At 42.7% G+C, this 17,135-nt stretch carries 23 protein-coding genes; all 23 read right to left on the bottom strand.

Going from position 1 to position 17,135, the window contains the following annotated elements:
- Nucleotides 1-35: 35 nt before the first annotated feature.
- A complete protein-coding gene (locus ACSQ8O_RS10610; protein ID WP_436241533.1) occupies nucleotides 36-674 on the bottom strand; it encodes a hypothetical protein in 639 nt (212 codons plus the stop codon).
- Entirely contained in the window at nucleotides 671-2,071 is a 1,401-nt protein-coding gene (locus tag ACSQ8O_RS10605) for a hypothetical protein (RefSeq protein ID WP_436241532.1), read from the bottom strand. The genes ACSQ8O_RS10610 and ACSQ8O_RS10605 overlap by 4 nt, the downstream gene beginning before the upstream one ends.
- Nucleotides 2,072-2,082: 11 nt before the next feature.
- Nucleotides 2,083-4,518: a glycosyl hydrolase family 28-related protein gene (locus tag ACSQ8O_RS10600; RefSeq protein ID WP_436241531.1), complete on the bottom strand. Its 2,436-nt coding sequence runs from the start codon at nucleotides 4,516-4,518 to the stop codon at nucleotides 2,083-2,085.
- A 1-nt stretch (nucleotide 4,519) separates the two neighbouring features.
- Nucleotides 4,520-5,101: a phage adaptor protein gene (locus tag ACSQ8O_RS10595; protein ID WP_436241530.1), complete on the bottom strand. Its 582-nt coding sequence runs from the start codon at nucleotides 5,099-5,101 to the stop codon at nucleotides 4,520-4,522.
- Between the two features lie 139 nt (nucleotides 5,102-5,240).
- A complete protein-coding gene (locus tag ACSQ8O_RS10590) occupies nucleotides 5,241-5,501 on the bottom strand; it encodes a hypothetical protein (RefSeq protein WP_436241529.1) in 261 nt (86 codons plus the stop codon).
- Complete coding sequence (locus ACSQ8O_RS10585) at nucleotides 5,498-7,177, bottom strand: glycosyl hydrolase family 28-related protein (RefSeq protein WP_436241528.1); 1,680 nt, start codon at nucleotides 7,175-7,177, stop codon at nucleotides 5,498-5,500. Before ACSQ8O_RS10585 ends, ACSQ8O_RS10590 begins: the two co-directional genes overlap by 4 nt.
- 10 nt (nucleotides 7,178-7,187) lie before the next feature.
- Complete coding sequence (locus ACSQ8O_RS10580) at nucleotides 7,188-7,493, bottom strand: hypothetical protein (RefSeq protein WP_436241527.1); 306 nt, start codon at nucleotides 7,491-7,493, stop codon at nucleotides 7,188-7,190.
- Nucleotides 7,490-7,663 (bottom strand): hypothetical protein, encoded by a 174-nt coding sequence (locus ACSQ8O_RS10575; RefSeq protein WP_436241526.1) that lies wholly within the window; start codon nucleotides 7,661-7,663, stop codon nucleotides 7,490-7,492. The genes ACSQ8O_RS10580 and ACSQ8O_RS10575 overlap by 4 nt, the downstream gene beginning before the upstream one ends.
- A gap of 133 nt (nucleotides 7,664-7,796) precedes the next feature.
- Nucleotides 7,797-8,201 carry a phage tail fiber protein gene (locus ACSQ8O_RS10570; RefSeq protein ID WP_436241525.1) on the bottom strand — a complete coding sequence of 135 codons (405 nt, stop codon included), beginning with the start codon at nucleotides 8,199-8,201 and terminating at the stop codon, nucleotides 7,797-7,799.
- A 61-nt stretch (nucleotides 8,202-8,262) separates the two neighbouring features.
- Nucleotides 8,263-8,409, bottom strand: a complete 147-nt coding sequence (locus ACSQ8O_RS10565; RefSeq protein ID WP_436241524.1) for a hypothetical protein — start codon at nucleotides 8,407-8,409, stop codon at nucleotides 8,263-8,265.
- Between the two features lie 3 nt (nucleotides 8,410-8,412).
- Complete coding sequence (locus tag ACSQ8O_RS10560) at nucleotides 8,413-9,243, bottom strand: N4-gp56 family major capsid protein (RefSeq protein WP_436241523.1); 831 nt, start codon at nucleotides 9,241-9,243, stop codon at nucleotides 8,413-8,415.
- Between the two features lie 16 nt (nucleotides 9,244-9,259).
- Nucleotides 9,260-10,099, bottom strand: a complete 840-nt coding sequence (locus ACSQ8O_RS10555) for a hypothetical protein (RefSeq protein ID WP_436241522.1) — start codon at nucleotides 10,097-10,099, stop codon at nucleotides 9,260-9,262.
- A 64-nt stretch (nucleotides 10,100-10,163) separates the two neighbouring features.
- A complete protein-coding gene (locus ACSQ8O_RS10550) occupies nucleotides 10,164-10,367 on the bottom strand; it encodes an Acb2/Tad1 domain-containing protein (protein WP_436241521.1) in 204 nt (67 codons plus the stop codon).
- A gap of 15 nt (nucleotides 10,368-10,382) precedes the next feature.
- The gene (locus ACSQ8O_RS10545; RefSeq protein ID WP_436241520.1) at nucleotides 10,383-12,161 is read right to left on the bottom strand and encodes a hypothetical protein; all 1,779 of its coding nucleotides are present in this window, start codon (nucleotides 12,159-12,161) and stop codon (nucleotides 10,383-10,385) included.
- 121 nt (nucleotides 12,162-12,282) lie between these two features.
- Nucleotides 12,283-12,492 carry a hypothetical protein gene (locus tag ACSQ8O_RS10540; RefSeq protein WP_436241519.1) on the bottom strand — a complete coding sequence of 70 codons (210 nt, stop codon included), beginning with the start codon at nucleotides 12,490-12,492 and terminating at the stop codon, nucleotides 12,283-12,285.
- Nucleotides 12,493-12,499: 7 nt separating this feature from the next.
- Nucleotides 12,500-12,622 carry a hypothetical protein gene (locus ACSQ8O_RS10535; protein ID WP_436241518.1) on the bottom strand — a complete coding sequence of 41 codons (123 nt, stop codon included), beginning with the start codon at nucleotides 12,620-12,622 and terminating at the stop codon, nucleotides 12,500-12,502.
- A gap of 12 nt (nucleotides 12,623-12,634) precedes the next feature.
- Nucleotides 12,635-14,041, bottom strand: coding sequence for a PBSX family phage terminase large subunit (locus ACSQ8O_RS10530; protein ID WP_436241517.1), 1,407 nt, complete (start codon nucleotides 14,039-14,041; stop codon nucleotides 12,635-12,637).
- Nucleotides 14,016-14,441, bottom strand: a complete 426-nt coding sequence (locus ACSQ8O_RS10525; protein ID WP_436241516.1) for a transposase — start codon at nucleotides 14,439-14,441, stop codon at nucleotides 14,016-14,018. The genes ACSQ8O_RS10530 and ACSQ8O_RS10525 overlap by 26 nt, the downstream gene beginning before the upstream one ends.
- 4 nt (nucleotides 14,442-14,445) lie before the next feature.
- Entirely contained in the window at nucleotides 14,446-14,619 is a 174-nt protein-coding gene (locus ACSQ8O_RS10520) for a hypothetical protein (protein WP_436241515.1), read from the bottom strand.
- A 4-nt stretch (nucleotides 14,620-14,623) separates the two neighbouring features.
- Nucleotides 14,624-14,824 (bottom strand): BhlA/UviB family holin-like peptide, encoded by a 201-nt coding sequence (locus ACSQ8O_RS10515; RefSeq protein ID WP_436241514.1) that lies wholly within the window; start codon nucleotides 14,822-14,824, stop codon nucleotides 14,624-14,626.
- Nucleotides 14,825-15,057: 233 nt separating this feature from the next.
- On the bottom strand, nucleotides 15,058-15,576 hold the full coding sequence (locus tag ACSQ8O_RS10510; RefSeq protein WP_436241513.1) for a hypothetical protein: 519 nt from the start codon (nucleotides 15,574-15,576) through the stop codon (nucleotides 15,058-15,060).
- Nucleotides 15,577-15,828: 252 nt separating this feature from the next.
- Nucleotides 15,829-16,812 (bottom strand): hypothetical protein, encoded by a 984-nt coding sequence (locus ACSQ8O_RS10505; RefSeq protein WP_436241512.1) that lies wholly within the window; start codon nucleotides 16,810-16,812, stop codon nucleotides 15,829-15,831.
- A 129-nt stretch (nucleotides 16,813-16,941) separates the two neighbouring features.
- Entirely contained in the window at nucleotides 16,942-17,133 is a 192-nt protein-coding gene (locus ACSQ8O_RS10500; protein WP_436241511.1) for a hypothetical protein, read from the bottom strand.
- Nucleotides 17,134-17,135: the final 2 nt, after the last annotated feature.

The following is a 17,135-nucleotide window of genomic DNA, read 5'->3' as shown; positions in this document are numbered from 1 at the left end:
TGATCCCATTATATACCATAATACACTTAATAGAACTAGGAAGTTCTGATTCCTTTTGTAAAAGTAATTGGAATGGTAGCTGCTCCGCCTGATGTAGCAGAAACATAAAACGTCCCGGATAACCCTGATGAACCGTTAATCTGTAGGGAACCCGATGGTTGCAGGTTCAATGCTTCACCATCAAACGTACCTAGTGTTGTCCCGCCACTTCCTGCGCGGTTTAAAAAGGCTTTAGTTGTAGCGGCATCCACAAGGACTAGCGCAGGAACAGAACCGCTGTAATTAGGTAATATGGCAATATACGTATCAGCATCGGAGTAAGCTGCAAGCAGGTTATTTAGAGAGTTAAATTCGATCCTTGGATATCCAACATCAGTCTTTAGTGTAATATTGCCTGATTCTGTTACTGCAAAGTTTGGTGCGCCCGTCTTTAAGTCTCCTGCCCAAAAGCGGATATCATCGGCACCAGTGATTTCTGTGGACATTCCGACCATCTTGTCTTTTGATTGAAGTTCTGTTTTCCCTACGATCCATCCACCGAACTCTCGAGCATTTTCAGAACTCAAAAACCCACTGAGTAGGTATGATAGTTCCTGAACCAATGCACCGACAACCTGCGCTAGTTGCTGTGTGGATGGATTCGGTGGTACTTCTGGTAAATTAGGTAATGTCATATTAACGGCATCTCCTCTTGTTCACGATCCCATTCGTATATTGTTACTGGACCTGCACCTTCAAACTTCACTCTAAGCCAATTACCCATGGCCAAAGCACCAAGATTAACAGGCATACGCACACTTTGCAGCGTACCTGTGATCGTTTGAACTGTAGTCCAGCTGTCTAATATTGGTTCATTGCTCACCGACACTGTAACGTAACTACCTGGTGCAACGTCCACCACCAACCAAGTGCGGTACCATCTAATCCGTTGATTCATCGAACCCGATCCAAACGGCTTAGATACCCATTTAAACGCGATAGGAAGACCTCCATCAGTCGTTCCGCTAGGCTTGATAACTTTACCCGTAGATTCACCTAAGTAAAGGTCATTGCCCATCTTAACGCCACACGTTGGACTCCAATCCTTGTAGACATACCAGATTTTAAACTGTGTATCATACACAATTAACGTATCAGGTGTTGTAGCCATTGCCATTGGAATAGCTGCATACAGATAACGCCCATCAGACGCGAGGAAACATGTGCTAGAGGCTGCTTTGTTCATGTTGTCAATGTAGTACTGCACGACCTCTGAAAAGCTCTTATCGGGCAATGTAGAACCGTAGTATTTATATAACCCAGTATCATCAAGAATGTACATTACGCCTTGAATCGTTACCGCACATTTATTGTTAAGGACTCCGATCTCTCGCGTCACTGTAATTAAGGTATAGTCCGATGGAGCGTACCCCATCAGTTTATGAATGGATGACGGTTTAAACAAGGTCATAGCGGATAGACCAGCCTTAACACCGTTGATCGTCTCCCCGTTTGGAGATTCTACCGTAATGAACCCTGAATCAGCATCATCTCCATTAATCGTAGTCCAATCATCACCAACACGATAAGCTGTGTATTTCAGGTCATTACCGACTGCACACCATAAACGATCTGCAAACTGCTCCACATAGTTACCACCTGCAGGAGCTGTTGCAAGATTGGTAACTGAGACACCGTCATACTTCTTGAACACCACACCATTCGCCATGATCAGGTTTATACCTGCGAATCCACCTTTAAAGTTGGCGAAGCTTGCGTCTGCTGTTGCAAGCCCTGTGCCGCCTGTAACGCCACTCCATGCACCGCCGGAGTACTTATACCATGTACCTCCTGAGATGGCCTGTAGCTCACTGTCTTTCCATGCTCCTAGCCCGTTAACCGCAGCAACAAAACCACTTCCGAGCAATGAAAAACCCAACCTAGTTGTTAGCGCCGGGTACTTGGATGAGGTTAAGTTGGTTGCTTCTGTGGCGAACGAATCGCCAATGCTGAATGAGTCCAGTTTATTTACACCGCGAAACTCACGTTGAATGGTTGGCTTCTTGCTTTTGACGGAAGGCCAATAGTTCATATGATCCCTCCTTATTGGGCAAATAACAATGTACCTGCAAATTGACCGCCAAGCTCAGAGAATGCCCATGTTACCACTTTTGTACCGCCAGACACCTTTACAAACAATTCAATGTAATCATCTGCTACCAATGGAATGATGACAGAACCGTTTAAAAATACTTTAATCGTTCCAGTTACAGTTAATGACGTGTAGTCCAGATAATAGTTCTGCGTGTTATTCTTGCGAATGTACAACTCAGCAAGCGTATGAGCTGAACCTACATTTTCTAGCCCGATTGATCCCGTAAATACATAGTTTCCAGCAGCTTCTTTTGCTACAGTAAATGTAGATTGACCAGCAACAACATTGTTTTTATTGGAAAAGTTAATCCCATCACCGTCGAACACACATTTATAGGCCGTTCCATCACCAGTAATGTTACCTTTAGCTGCATAACTGTTTCTTCCTAGTACAAAGATAGGAACAATTACACCCTTCGGTATACCGTAATCCTTTACTGGTGCAATTGAAGTTGTGTTAACTGGTGTTGCAGCTTTGAAGTAGTTTCGGCCATAGATAATGTTAGTTGCATTAATACCGTGAACCACGCTGTTTGTTCCAGCTGCTTCATCTGTTACTCCGTCAATCTGGATCTTATCGCAGTCTTGAAGATATATACTGTCAAACGTGCTAACAGTCATGTAAATGTCTCTAAGCGTAATATTTGAACACACCCCATGGATGAAAATAATCCTTGAGTTTAGCGCATCTTTACTCGTTAGAATCCCATTGGATAATGAAACCTGTGTCGTTGCTGTCATGTCTATGGACCCACATCTGAATCCATTGACGGAAACCAAATTGCATGACTCATCGAACACCAACAAGCTGTCATTAACTAAATTCGATAGGATCACACTATAACAATTTGAAACGCGGATAGGGTTATTACTCACAACGTTGTTAACTGTTGAGTTTTTCAAACCGATTAACCATACATCAGGTTTGCCTAAGTCTTCGGCATTCTTGTTGCCTGCTGCTGATACGGAGTCAATCGTAAGCTTGTTGTTCCAGCACTTATAAGGCGTGTAGTAATAATCAATCATAAACGGCATATCAGCTTCTGATCCGGTACTTTGTGTATCGGTTGAAACCACGGTATCTACAACCACATTGACATGACTCATCAGTTTAAAGTTTCCGTTATCCGTACTTCCTCTCGATCCACTCGCTACGATATTGCTGAAAAATCCGTTGTAGTTGAAAACGGCATCAACACCAATCGGCTTATTAATTACCTCTACATCAACACCGCTGATAAAAAACTCATACAAGTAACGCAGAGACATAGCGTAACCATCACTGTCTGTAGTAAGTCCAACCGCCAATTTATCCATATGAAAATTAGTTACATAACCAACAAAAAGCGTATTGATCTTACCGCCTGTTAACGAAATATTGCTGATGTAGTTCAGCTTAATAACCCAATAATCCGTGAAGGAGTGAGTGAATTTATTTTCAAATGTGACAGTTGAAGTATCTATAGCAACTACTTTATTCAACTCAAAGTAAGCAGTACTTGAACTGACTCCGCCTGTTCCGTTCCTATTTTCAAACCTTACAATGTCACCTACTGCTAATTGACTTGTGAAGTCTCCTGTGATGGTTGTGTCATCAGATGTGATCGAACCAACCACATAACGAGCACTAGATAACTTTGAAATAACTGGATTGTTATAAGCGAACTTAGTTGGTAAATCAATGACCAATTGAGTGTTACTCGCTGATACAACGGTTGCAAAATCAACGCCTACTTGGTTGATTAAACCATCCTGCACAGTCGTTTCGATAACGACTTTATCACCTATAGACAATGCTGAAAAATTACCGCTGAAAACTGTGGTTCCGACAGGGAATGAAGCCCAAGCACCCGTTAACGATACCGAGTTAGACTTACTGAATCCGCCGCCTTGCATAGTAACCTTACCAGTGATCACAGCAGCGCAATCTAAACTTAATGTTATATTGTCAGAATCGATTAAAACATCCTCTGTATATGTCCCAGGAGGGCAATGAACAGTCCCACCGCCACCAGTTTTGGCAGCATCAATTGTAGCCTGTATAGATTCATAGGAGGCTACATTGTAAACACCTAATGAACTGCCAGAACCTAGTTGCGTAATCTCACCAGCGTACCCAACGAATGACGCGTTATCCCCGATAAAGTGTATCGTCTCAGCGTAAGTGAGTGAAGTTACTTTGTACGCTCCCGGAGGGAAGTAAACCAACGTTGCATTGTTGAACAATGCCGTATCAATGGCATCTTGCACCGCTTGCGTATCATCGTAGATGCCATCACCTTTAGCGCCGAACACCTTTACATTGTACATAACATCTTTCCAATTTCTCTTATTGATACTCGCGTTTAGAATCTGCTGCGCGATTAATTCTGACGAATCACTCATTTCACACCAACCTTCCGTACACGTTCTGAATGTAATAGTCCTGCGTGGCTTGCTTAGACATGTTAAAGGACTTCAACAAGGCGTTGTACTGGGTGAAGAACCCATTAGCCGTATCGAAGTCCTTATAGTTCTCAGCGATGATTTTACAAGCGTAGTAAACCAACATCATATGAAAGTCATAATCGAAATCAGGGATGCTTGAGGTACTTTCCAGAAGTTGTGGTACTTTATATCTTGTGATTACTAAACCGTCCGCAATGTCCGTATCAGGCGTTGGATACAGCCCTAGAACCGTGTCAGAGACGAACCAATAGAAGTATGGAGGACTAGGCGAAACGCCCTTTATATTGGCTTCTGTGTACTCTACGCCGTTCACAGTTACATCAATTACTTTCGTGTTGGAGTAACCAAGGATGTAGAACTCTGCGTCATTCACAATGTCCATCACGTCAATGACTACGGGCTTGTAAATGGTCCTGAATAGTTCCTTTTGGATTTCATCGAGCTTTCGCATCACCGAAGCGTCTGATAGTCCGTGTGGGTACTTCTCTTGGATCTCATCAAGGATTTGTTGAACGTTCATGGGTTGCCTCCTTTCTTTGTTGCGTATAATGGTCCTACTCCGTAATAGCTGACTTGTATGGATCAGGAATATCGGTTAATGTTATTCGTCCAATTTCCAATAGAAACTTATAAAGTCTTAACTTACGTTCGTCCATTAACTATACCCCCAATTGCAAAGATGCGAGATCAGCAACTAATTGTTCCAGCTCTGCGATACGTTGCTCCGAAGTCTTAGGCCGCACTTGATCAGCGGCATAAAGTCCACCGTCAGCGCCCTCTAGAATCTCTAATTCTACAATACCAGCGCCTTCAGGCATTGGATTACGCGCAACCATTTCATTTTCTATTTGTTCATACTGATAATCCCATTCCCCAATATTAATAACTTTTCCGTTCAGCACAACACATGACTTCATCATTTCGCAACCCACCCCGTATTCCCTGTTCCTGATTCTTTTATATATAAAGCCTGACTTGCTGATCCATCTTTACGGATATAAATGGACCCTTGATTAGCTGTTACAACTCCTTCTGGGCTACCTGTTCCGTATGTCAGTTGCAAACCATTCAGAAATCTTGTGAACTGTCCGTTTACGTCGATACGAATTTTATCATTCAAGAAGGCTGGCTCTGCCGTTGAACCGTTCACCCAGTTACCAAATGTTGTTACAGTTGACGCTCCGTTACTTATACCTGTTGTTACATTATTGAAACGGTTAAAAGCTATAGTCAAATACAGAGCAGCTCCGTCTGTTATTAATCCGGTGGTTACGGTACTTAAAATTGTTTCGCCGCGATTGTAGGATATGTTGCAGTAGCTTGCTCCCGATTCCAATCGAATGTAACTATAAGAAGCGCCAGTGTCTCTTCTTGGATCAATAATCCGATTATATAGCATGTCGATGTACGTCACATTTGATAAGATATAAATGCCGTGCCGCTGTACCCGCTGGATCAAGTTACCGATCAACCGATTATGTCTCGGGTAGTTCAGGGTTGTTGAATTCTGCGAACGAATTTCTATCCCATATAAACCAGCGTCGAAAATGCGGTTATTTTGCACAATTACATTTTGAACGTCCTGCGCTAAAATGATTCCCGATGAAACTGTATCACGGATTTCATTATCTTCAACTAACCCTGATTCAGCGATATTCGTAATTTGAATACCTTTGTCTCCTGCTGTTTCAATGATGTTTGTTCGTATAGTGAATTCTTTATTTGTGGCCGATACGTCTGCTTCAAGATCAATACCGAGAAGACCAACATTGTGAATGTAGTTTCTTTCAATCGTTAAATTTTCAGAACTAACCGATGTTATCCCGTTTCGACCTGTGTTAGAAATTTCATTTCTGTAGATCGTTACATTTTTAGCAGAGAATGAAGCGGTATCGCCGATATAAATGGAATCAAGGAGCATATCTTTAAACAAACAATCTTGAACAATTGTATTATTTGCCTTTATGCGAATACCAGTTGTTGTTGTTACATTACCATCTGCCTTTTGACCGTCAATTTGTAAGTCGCGAAAAATTACGTTTGTTTCCGTTGGAGATTGTCGGAACATCTCGCTGTTTATATGAGTGCTTTTCTTTCTTATAATCGATGCTGTTTTGCCTGCTCCTGCATAGATTATATTCCCTTTTACGTCAATTCGTTTACTAACCAGGTATGTTCCTTCAGGGAAGTAAACGATACCACCACCTGTACTACTTACAGATGTAATCGCCGCTATAATTGCATTTGAATCATCCGTTACACCATCACCTAAAGCACCAAACTTCATTACATTGATTCCACGTCTATCAAATTCAGCTTGAACTGCTACGTTGTTTACTGGTGAATTTAGCAATGTGGCATCAAGTTGATTAACGCCAACCGCACCAATAGCAATCTTTGCGGTAGTAACAGACAGATCAGACAGTTTAGAAGTCGTAACCGCACCATCTGCAATCATGCTATTTGAAACAGGCACAGCGTCAATGTTCTTTAACTTTGTTGCATCTATTTCATCTCCGCCGCCTAACTCATGCGTTATAGCGTGGGTTTTTTTTTGGTTGAGCTGCTTCATGATCAACTCTGTTGTTTCGTTCATCTTGCACCTCCTACTTTTTAAAGGTAATCGTCCCTGTCATTGATGTTGATACCTTGCCGAATATGTCTGTTACCTTAGCTTTTTGCATGTATTCGCCACTAAGATTGGTTGTATCTGAGCTGTTCAGAACTACCGTGAATGTATCCCCTGATATGGTGATTCCGCTTGACGTTGATTTACTAAGTACCTGCCCACCGTTGATGCTGAGAGTCCAAACGATGGATGCACCATCATAAGAGATGCCACTCAGGTTTTTAACGGCAATGTTCTTAGAGTCACCAGCGTACATTGTGAAGTTTTGGTTTGAAACTGTCATGGTCCACCGTCCAATGTTACAGAGTTGAGCGTTAACGCATATAAATTCACTGTTAGTTCTTCCGATGCGGATAGTGCGACGGTTGTTTCTTCATTGGCATAAAGCGTGATACTGCTGATAATTGGAGCGCCTTCTATGGCTGTTGCATTTACATAGCCTACGCCAACCAATGAAGCACTTCTTGAACGCTGCCCGTGTTTTTACGACAACATCCATGACAATTTCTGTTGTAGCCATAGATGGAGTGGAAATCTTGTCACTCGTTCCATTCATTGAAAGGTAGTAAGCCATAACGTTCACCCCCTAATCGAGAGTCACCGTAAATGAACCCGTTGTAATCTTGAATGTGTCTCCACTTGCTACCGTCTTACTTGCTGTTAAAGCTCCCCAGAATAGCAGGTTTCCTGATGTTGAAGCGTCGAAAACGCCCACATAGTTAATCGTCCCCCATGATGCAGAAGCCGTTGGGAATGTAACGTCACCTGTATTAGCCGTTGTTCCTGTTGTTGATGCACTGCATGTAACCGCTGTACGTGCGTAGGAACCGCCTGAGACCTCTGTTGTTGGTTGATCTGCAACAATACCTGCTGCATCCGTGAACAGCCCTAGATAGATTGCTGAGGGCTGTGACACTGCTGATCCACCACGTAAGAAATGGTTTAAGATCGCGTTCTCCAAGTAATTCGATATTGCATATCCCGTTGCCATGGTTAATCCTCCTTTATACAAAAAAAATAGGAGAAGCACTAAGCCTCTCCTATCGTCTCGTTTACTCGTCTGTTTTCGGTTTTCTTGTACGTTTAGTTGGTTCTTCTACTGCTTGAAATCCACCAACCTCGAACGCTGCGGCCTGAACATCGTCCCTTGCTTCAAGCTCCACACCGTCCGCATTGCGGTACAGTTGCGGAAACTCCATATATTACACCTCTAACCATGCGTACATTGCTTTTTTCTTAGCATCAAGTACGAATGCGTCATAGATGATACGACCTTCGATCAAGTTGCCGTTGATCCCTGGAGGATTGTCATGGACTTTGTAATCCTGCAATTTCTTAGGAGCTACCAATGCGCTCTTATGTGTGATAACAAATGGAGTTTTTACTGGGAAGTAAGTGGAAGGTGCTTTTACAATTGGCACTCCGTCTACTTCGCCTACTTGACCATTGATTTTCATATCTTGTGCAATTTCATTTGCACTCAAGAACGTTGGATCTAGTTTCAAGAAGTTGTAGAAAGTTGGAGTTACGAACGCTACACGGCCACCCATTGGGACCTTATTCTCATCCAGGTAAGCGTTAGCTGTTAGGAAGGAAGAATAAGCGTTAGAAGCTGTGATGTTTGTTGCTGTTGGACGGCCGGAGTTAGCTGCTGCCGCTGTTACCAATGCAGCGATACGGTAGATATCAATTTCAGGAATGATTACTTCATTTGTTTGACGGCTTAGAGCTTTACCAGCATCACGAACGTTCATGGAATCAAGTTTGTTACCTTTATCAATCGCGAACGTGAAGGCACGATCACGTGTTAGTGTGTATGTTGCTACAGTGTCATCAAGTTCAGCTGCTGTACCATAACGAGCAAGACCGGAACGAGTGTAAGCACCCATTGCTACTGTTGGAATGGAATAAATTTTAACCGTTGTAACGCCGTCCCAATCGTAATCTTGGTTTGTTGCTGCTTCTGTTAAGGATTTAAGTGAGAAGCGCTCATCTACTTTAGGACTAAATTTGGTTGCTAAGTTAACTGCCATGGTTTATGGCCTCCCTTTATTCTGAGTTCCAACCGGACATAAAGTCATCATCTGCCACTTTTGCATTGTTACCGTGTGACGTGACGCTACCGACTGGTGATTTCTTTTGGTTTGTTTCGTTCTGCTTGCTAACTTTTAAACTGTTGCGAAGCTGTTTACTGTGGTAATCCATGTACGCATATTTCAGCGGTACGCCATTGTTTGCAGCATCAATAACCTCTTGAGGCAATGTGTCGGTTTTAGGATCAAACCTACGGTCATTGGCACTCTCGAAGTATTGAAAGAACTCGTTGTAATCCTTTTGATACTTTTCTTCTTCTTGCTTGGCTTGCTTTTCTTTCTGTCTTTCCTCACGATCTCGTCTGCTCTCAATCAGTTCCTGAATTACTTCGGGAGGGAGATCCTTGTCTTTATACTTGTCCATCATTTCTTTTTCAGCTATTGCTTGCTTATACTCAGCTTCATTGGTGATCGGCTTATCGTTCCAGGTGTAACCCTGATCTCTGATGTACTCATCACGTGCTTCTTGCTTCGCTCGTGCAATCGCTCTATCTTGGTTCATACCGATCTGTGCAAGACGAATAGCTTCTTCCTCAGGCACTTCTCGCTCTTCCCTGTCCACCTTCAACCGTAACATGCGTTGCTGTGGTGTCTCAGGTTCCTTCGTCTCTTCTACAGGCGGCTCATCCTCACTGGTAGGTTCGGTTACGTCCTCTTGTTCAAAGTCGGAAGGTTCATGCGTAATCTCATCTGATGTATCCTCAGCGGGTAGGCTGTCAAATCCATCGTCAAAGGAACCGTCCTCGTCTCCTGCAAATAGTTGCAAGTTGAGAGGCAGCATATAAGGTTTATTCATAGTAACTCCTTCATCACGGGTAGGTGATGGACAGTTTAATGACTTGACGGTCAGAATGGTTTAATTAGTTCCGTGCGATAGCGGCATTAGCCCAAAACATGGTCGTTTCAAGGTTTGTCATAGCAACTGATTGTTCGCGACTTCTGGGGCATAACTCATCAATCAAGTACGCCAGTTCCTTTGCCTTTGCTCGGATAGCTTCGTACTTTTCGGTTTGACCTTCTTTTGGTCCGTGGTACATGAAATTGTTCTCGATTCCTGGATTCATATTTTCCTCCTAGTGTTATGCGCTTGATTTAGCGTGGGCTTTAATGAGTTCCTTTTGTATATCCGCTTCGTGCTTCATAACCTGTTCTTGCATCTTCTGACCAGCCTGTTGCTGCGCCATACCTGCTTGCTGCGCTTGTTGATCAGCCATTTGCTGTTGCTGTTGTTGCATCTGCTGTTCTTGCATTTGTTGTTGCTGTGCCATTCGATCTTGTATCTCTTTGATCAGTTCATCTTTCTTGGTGATCATGTTATCTGGCACACGTTCAAGGTACTGCAGAATGTCTAAGTGACCATTAGCGAGCAAGTTATCAAGCGTCTGACCTGCAGCAATCTCAGACCAGTAGGAGCTCTCTCCAACCTCAGCCTTAACGTCTAACCATGTATGTTTAAGTGATGAGAAGTCGAAGTCTGTTACATTCCCATCATCAAGAAGCACGGGACGTTGCCCGTAATAAGTACCCATCATGTCAAAGATGATTTGACCAATGTCCTCGATCCACTCGTATAAGTTTGATTTAGGATTCTCTAATGGAACGGCAGTTGCTTTCTGTACCGCGATAATTGCTGACGTATTCTTCGGATCAATTTGCCCCAATGCTGCATCACTGGCACCTAACATCTCCTTCGTATACTGCATGGCTTGCTCAATCGTGGACATGATTTGACTGCTCATGTTGCCTGGTTCAAGGTATCCGGCAATGTTCTTTAAGTTGGTGTTCAAATCAACACCAGTGACAGGAATAGCAGAACCGATTGCGTTGTCCCATAGCTGAATTGCATCTTGGTTGTAAACAGCTTTAGGAAACGCAGTCATCATCAAGTGATACATAACCATGGCAAACATTCTGTTAATAAAGATTTGATTCGGTAGAATTCCTGTAGCAATCGCTCGACCATGGTAGCTGTTCTTTGTGCGTTCCCAGTTCATCCAAGACACAGGATAGCCACTCATGCCCGTATCAATATCTTGGTAGATATAAGCCTTTTCCGTCGATTTAGAAGCCGTTACAGTGGTATATTCCTCGTCTGATTCGATGCCATTCTGATCTCTAACCTTGCGAGTCTTTTTCACCTTGCGGTAAACAATGATGTACTCCGCTTTGCCTGACTCATCACCTTCAACCTCGATCAGTCCATCACGGCCAGACTGCCATTGGTATGACGCATCTTCCTTAATCTCATCTGGATCTTGCTTATACTGTTTAGCTTCTTCTTGGAGATTTTTAACCATGTCACGGCCACTAACGATGATGTAAGGCTGATGTTCAACACGAACGTTGTTGGCATTACCGAAGAATACATTCGTACCATCGACCAGTTCCATACAGATCTCACCCTTGATATCAGGTCTAAGACTGCCATACGGCTTCTTACTCATGTCAAAATAAAAATGCGCTGCTGCATCCCCTGTAATAGCGGCATCAAACAACGCATCCTTGATTCGAAACTCCATCTTAAACTTCTCGAACAGCAGGTCAGTTTGCTTCTTTGCAATGACAGCACCAATCGCTTCTGCTTGCCTGTTTGGATCGGGGTTATCCTTTGAGAACATTGGCACACTATAATTAATCGTTGCTTTCGTTGTGGTTAGTGAAGCGACGAAGAACGTGATTACCCGTTTAATGATGTTAAATACAGGCTTAGGCATATCGCTATCAGGAAGATTACGCCACTGATTGCCAGCGAAAAAATCCAAATTTGCATTAACTGTTTCATAATAGTTTGGCTCCAACCTATTGTTATAGTTCACACCGTTCTCGTATAACGACCAATCCTTGGTTTTGTCTGCCACTATGTCACCTTCTTTAATGAGTCAAGTACGATCTTCACTATATTAAGTTGTGGCTTAGGCATTCCGACGGGCAGTTTGTAGTTAATCATATTTTCTAGGTCCTTCGCTGTCATCCATTCCACTACTCACTCACCCTCTTCCCCTTCAACGCTGTATGCACGTCATAGCTCATTAACTGCTCGAACCCTTGACGTACTCTCTCCGCCTTCTTCTGTCCTTCTTCATCTACCTGTGTGACTACTGGACGTTTACTCTTCTGCCCTAGCTTGTAGCAACAATAAGCAACGCCGAAAAAGGATGCTGCGAACAGCACCCCTGATAGGAAATCCATATTTAGTTCACCTCGTTCTTTCTTGATTCAGCGGCATGAGAGACGAATGGTGCTCATCTTCCAACTCAAGCATGATATCTCCAGCATTCATTGTATCCTTAACGTTATCGTTATCAGCGGTATCACTCATACTTATCTCACCTCACCATTTCGTAAATGCTGATACATTCCTATTACCCGTCATAGCCTTAATCGCCTTCTGATGCTTCTCATGCGGTGTTGGATTATCAGGATCTTTATCCACCGTTGTAACACTAGGCCGTGTACGCATCGAGCAGAAGTAACGGAGTGCATCCGGAGCGTGTGTTAGTTCATGCGGTTCAGTCGCTACATCGTTAGGATCCTTCTCGTCATGCTGCAGTTGTGGTAATGTCCTGATCAGGTTCACACAGTTCTTGAATATCTTTAACCGTGCTGTTGTGATTTCCTCACCTGTCTGCTCATCCCTGGACTTATACGGTTTCAGCCATTCTTTAAGGTTATACCATCCCTGTACACGATCATTATTAGCTTTTATTAGCGTAACTCCATTGTCTCTGAACAACTCCGTCGCACTCTTACCCGTCTCTTGCCTTCGATTCCATAAGTCAGGCGGCGCGTAGCTGAACTTTATATCTTCATTGGTCATTTCTTTAATGCGCTTAGCTGCATCGGAAATGATCAGGTTACTCTCATATAGTTCTTTGTATATAAAAGCGTTACCATGGGTATCAATTGCAGCCCAATAATTAGCCAACATATCCAAACCATAGTCCATAAATCTAAATCTTTGCCAGTGCGTGGGGATGACAAAAGGTTCACACACATGCACATCACGTCTAAACTCTTCAAAGTATGTTCCCCCAGGTATACCGTAATCACCCAGACCTACAACCTTGTAACGTTCTGGATGTGAAAACTCTAACTGTTCGATTAGTTTCCTATCTGCATCATCTAACCATTCATTACACTTGTATGTGGTTGTGAATGTATCTGCATCCGGATCCTGTTTATCCCAGAACCTACTCTTGGTCCAATGTGACTGTACCCACGGGTTATAGCTCAGTGTGACCTGTTTCCAAAGTCCCTCAGGCATATCACCACGAATAGACTCATCGAACGTTCTAAACTCTTCTTCATCCTCGATCTCAAACGCTTCTTCCACCCATGCCCAACACAACACACCAACATCAACCGTGATGGAAGTAATCTTGAGTGGATCATCAAAGCCCCTGAATAATATCTTCTGTCCTGTATCGAGTATGCGAGCTTCTAACGGTGATTCCGTGAACTTCCACAGATGATATACACCTAACTGCTTAGCAGCCCATTTAAGAACCGCATACGTTGAATCCTTGTTGGTGTTAAATGTATTCCTTACCACGACTGTATTAGCCAGTGGATGCTTATGCATGTTATAGATGTACCATAGCGCTGCTGTCCTTGACTTCTTAGAAGCACGACCGCCTTTAATAACTCGATAACGCTTCTTACAGTTCCAGAAGGACGCGTAACCCTTACCAACCACATCAGGCAGATGTACTTCAATCTTCGAGCTTTGACTCTCCACTGAACATCACCATTTTCCCACTGTGTTCTATGTCTTGCTTATCACGCCAATCTTTAGGTTTACGATTCTTTAACCAGAAGATGAGCGCTGTTGTATTCGGTTGTGCAAACTTGGTTGATTTCTCGAAACCATCAGCAGTTTCTTTTGTTTCCTCATAGTTATATCCTAGCGCTGCTTTGAGTAAAGCATTCTCAACCATGGTGTCAATTACTTCTTTACCGTTTTTTAAGGCATCTACCAACTCTTTATACTCAAGCTTATAGTTTGAGAAAGCAGCGATTGAAACACCTAGGTTTTCACACATCTGCTCTTCCGTTAATCCATTCCTTGCCCATGCTTCTATGAGCAAGAGTTTAGGTTCAACATGTGAAAAATACTTGCTTGGCCGCCCTCCTGCCATAGTCTCACCTCAATCGTTTTAGATTATATTGTTTCACTTCATGCCGATCTAACATCCGCTGATGCTCACTGCTGAATGTCTCTCTCAGCTTCGGTAGCTTCGTATCCACGTTTATGTATATCATGCGCATATCTTCGTTGGTAGATGGTTTGCGTATCCAATCACTTGGTTCAAACATCGTATCAACTCCTAGAGCTATGCATGGCCTTTAGTTCTACCAGCTTTGTATTAATCGTATCACTCAATTTATCTATCGTTTCGTTGTACCGCTGCTCTCTTGCGTTATTGGCGTTCATCACATATACCAGGAGCATAATAAACAATGCCGCAAATATCCCGTTCTTGATTAGCTTATCCCATTCAATTTGTGGAATCATCATCATCTCCTAATACATCATAGTAAACGTATAACCAAAACTTCATCCAGATAACAAAAAGAAGTGCGAAACCGCATGTAAGATCTAATAGATCCCTCATATGGCTTGCACTTCCCTTGGTCAATCCGCAGTTGAATTTGTGTTGCCTTACCGAAACTTTAATACAGAACGCCCTATAACCTTATCCTCTCGCGAAGGATATCCTGATCATGGCGAATGATCTACGTAATTACATTATATCACACTAAAACTGCCATATTTCCTTGATTTTTGCTCATTTTTCCTTGTTTCTTTGTCGGAATCAAACGATTCATGAATACATGACCACCATTCAAGCATTGTACAATCCCTTGAAGTGCTGTGGTGTGAACGTGGTAATAGTGAGATAAACTGATGTTCATCATGCCGTGCGCCTGTATCGGTTCTCTGCCTTCGAAGTATGCCAACTTTATAAGTTGTTGTTGCTTCTCATTAAGTGTCGCTAGTGCGCTCTCAATTAGTCTGATGACGTACTCATGCTCTTCTGCATCCCATTGCATGAATCGAGCGTTGTCGTCTAGTTCCACATTAAGTAATGCGAAACGCTCCGTCTGACTGACGGGTCGTCCACCACGACCTTTAATGTCATCATTGTAAGCTGGCGTACAGGATGGGTATTGACGTTTCAATTGCTCACGTCTGATACTCTCTTTGATGTTGGCTAATCCAACTTGTAATTTGTGGTAGCTGTACAGGAGCTTCTTAATATCTATCGACATGTGATCCTCCTTACTTTCGCCATCCCCATTTTTTAGCGAGCGTGTCGAACGTTTCGTTATATTTGATCATACAATACGCGCTTATCATGGTCATTGCTATTGATGTCATCAGCCTACCCATTGAAACGTCACTACTCATAAGCATGGTCATTAATATACTTGCAATCGATCCAACGACTAAACATATAGTTGATAATTCAAGGTAAAACTTTATTTTTGCGAAGTCCATGTTATCCCCCTAAGGAGGGAGCATTACGCTCCCTTACTCACCAATCCATGTTCTGTTGCAAACCACGCTAGTCTTTGTTCGAGATAATCCGCTGTAATCGCTTCTGTGCCAGTTTCAGGTTGTCCGGTAGCCACTGGAGCTGGTTCGGAATGTACTTCGGCTTCACTGGGTATCACTTGATCATCTGCAGGAACACTTTCAACTGGTCCTGTGACCAATTGATAACCTGAATCGCTGGCTTGATCAATCGGCTGAAAGGGTGCAACCTCAGGCGCATATAGTGGCGCAACCACTTCACCATCTTTGATAACTTTCCCACGGAATGGTGCTGCATTCTCAAGTGCGATATCGAGCGCTGATTTAACCTTGGCATTCTTGCTCTGTTCAACCAGTGTTGCTAAACGATCATTACCAGCAATATGTAACACGTTAACAGCTTCTTTTGCTTTCTCTGCTAATTGAATTTCAAGTTCTTCAACTTTCGCTAATGCTACATTACGTTCTCTTGCCGTAACTTCAAGTTCGAGATTAACTTTTTGAATGTGATCTCTCAAATCACCATTTTCTCGAGTCAATTCTTTGTTTGCCGCTGAACCGTGTTCGATAACGCCTGATAAACTAGTATTTTCAAACTGCAACTCATCATTCTGACGCTTCAATTGCAACTCACGATCCGCCGCAGCCCTTAGTTCATCACGATGCGCTGATACCAATTCGTTATGCTCACCGTTATGTTCCGCATACGCCTGGCGCTGTAAATCCTTGATAAGCTCAATCACAATATCGTTAGCGTTCGGATCACCAAACAACTCATTAAAATCATAAGGCAGAATAATAGCTGCAACCTTAGTTTCCTGCACTTGAACTCGTTCTTCTAACGCTTGTTGTGCAAGCAATTCGTTCTGCATAGTCGTTAATCTGGAAATCTCCGCTAGATCACCACGGTTATTCACATCAAGCTGGGATAATTTTTCTGCAATTCCATCCAATTGTTCCTGCAAAGTCATGGTAAATCCTCCTTAGTTCGAATGTTCGAAAACGATCGTATTATTACTTATAAGTATACCATATTTCATCAAAAACCACTATAAATTAACCTTATTTACGCAAATATTAATATCAGATACTCAATTACTTTAGTTATCTTCATTATACTTTAGATTCTTCTGTTTCTCTCGATAAATATCCGATCTAAGGTTGCTGTTCTTATCTCGTTCTTCTTCCAACTTTTTCTTTAAAGCTTCCTTGTCATTACCATCAAACGTAATTATTACTACCGCCGTCATCACGATTAGTGTTATTGCGACCATCATCCATTGCCATGTCATAG

The sequence above is a fragment of the Paenibacillus sp. LjRoot56 genome (genome assembly GCF_964253335.1).
Taxonomy (GTDB): domain Bacteria; phylum Bacillota; class Bacilli; order Paenibacillales; family NBRC-103111; genus Paenibacillus_E; species Paenibacillus_E allorhizoplanae.
Note: the sequence above shows the minus strand (reverse complement) of the source record. Positions and strands in the feature narration are given on the sequence as shown.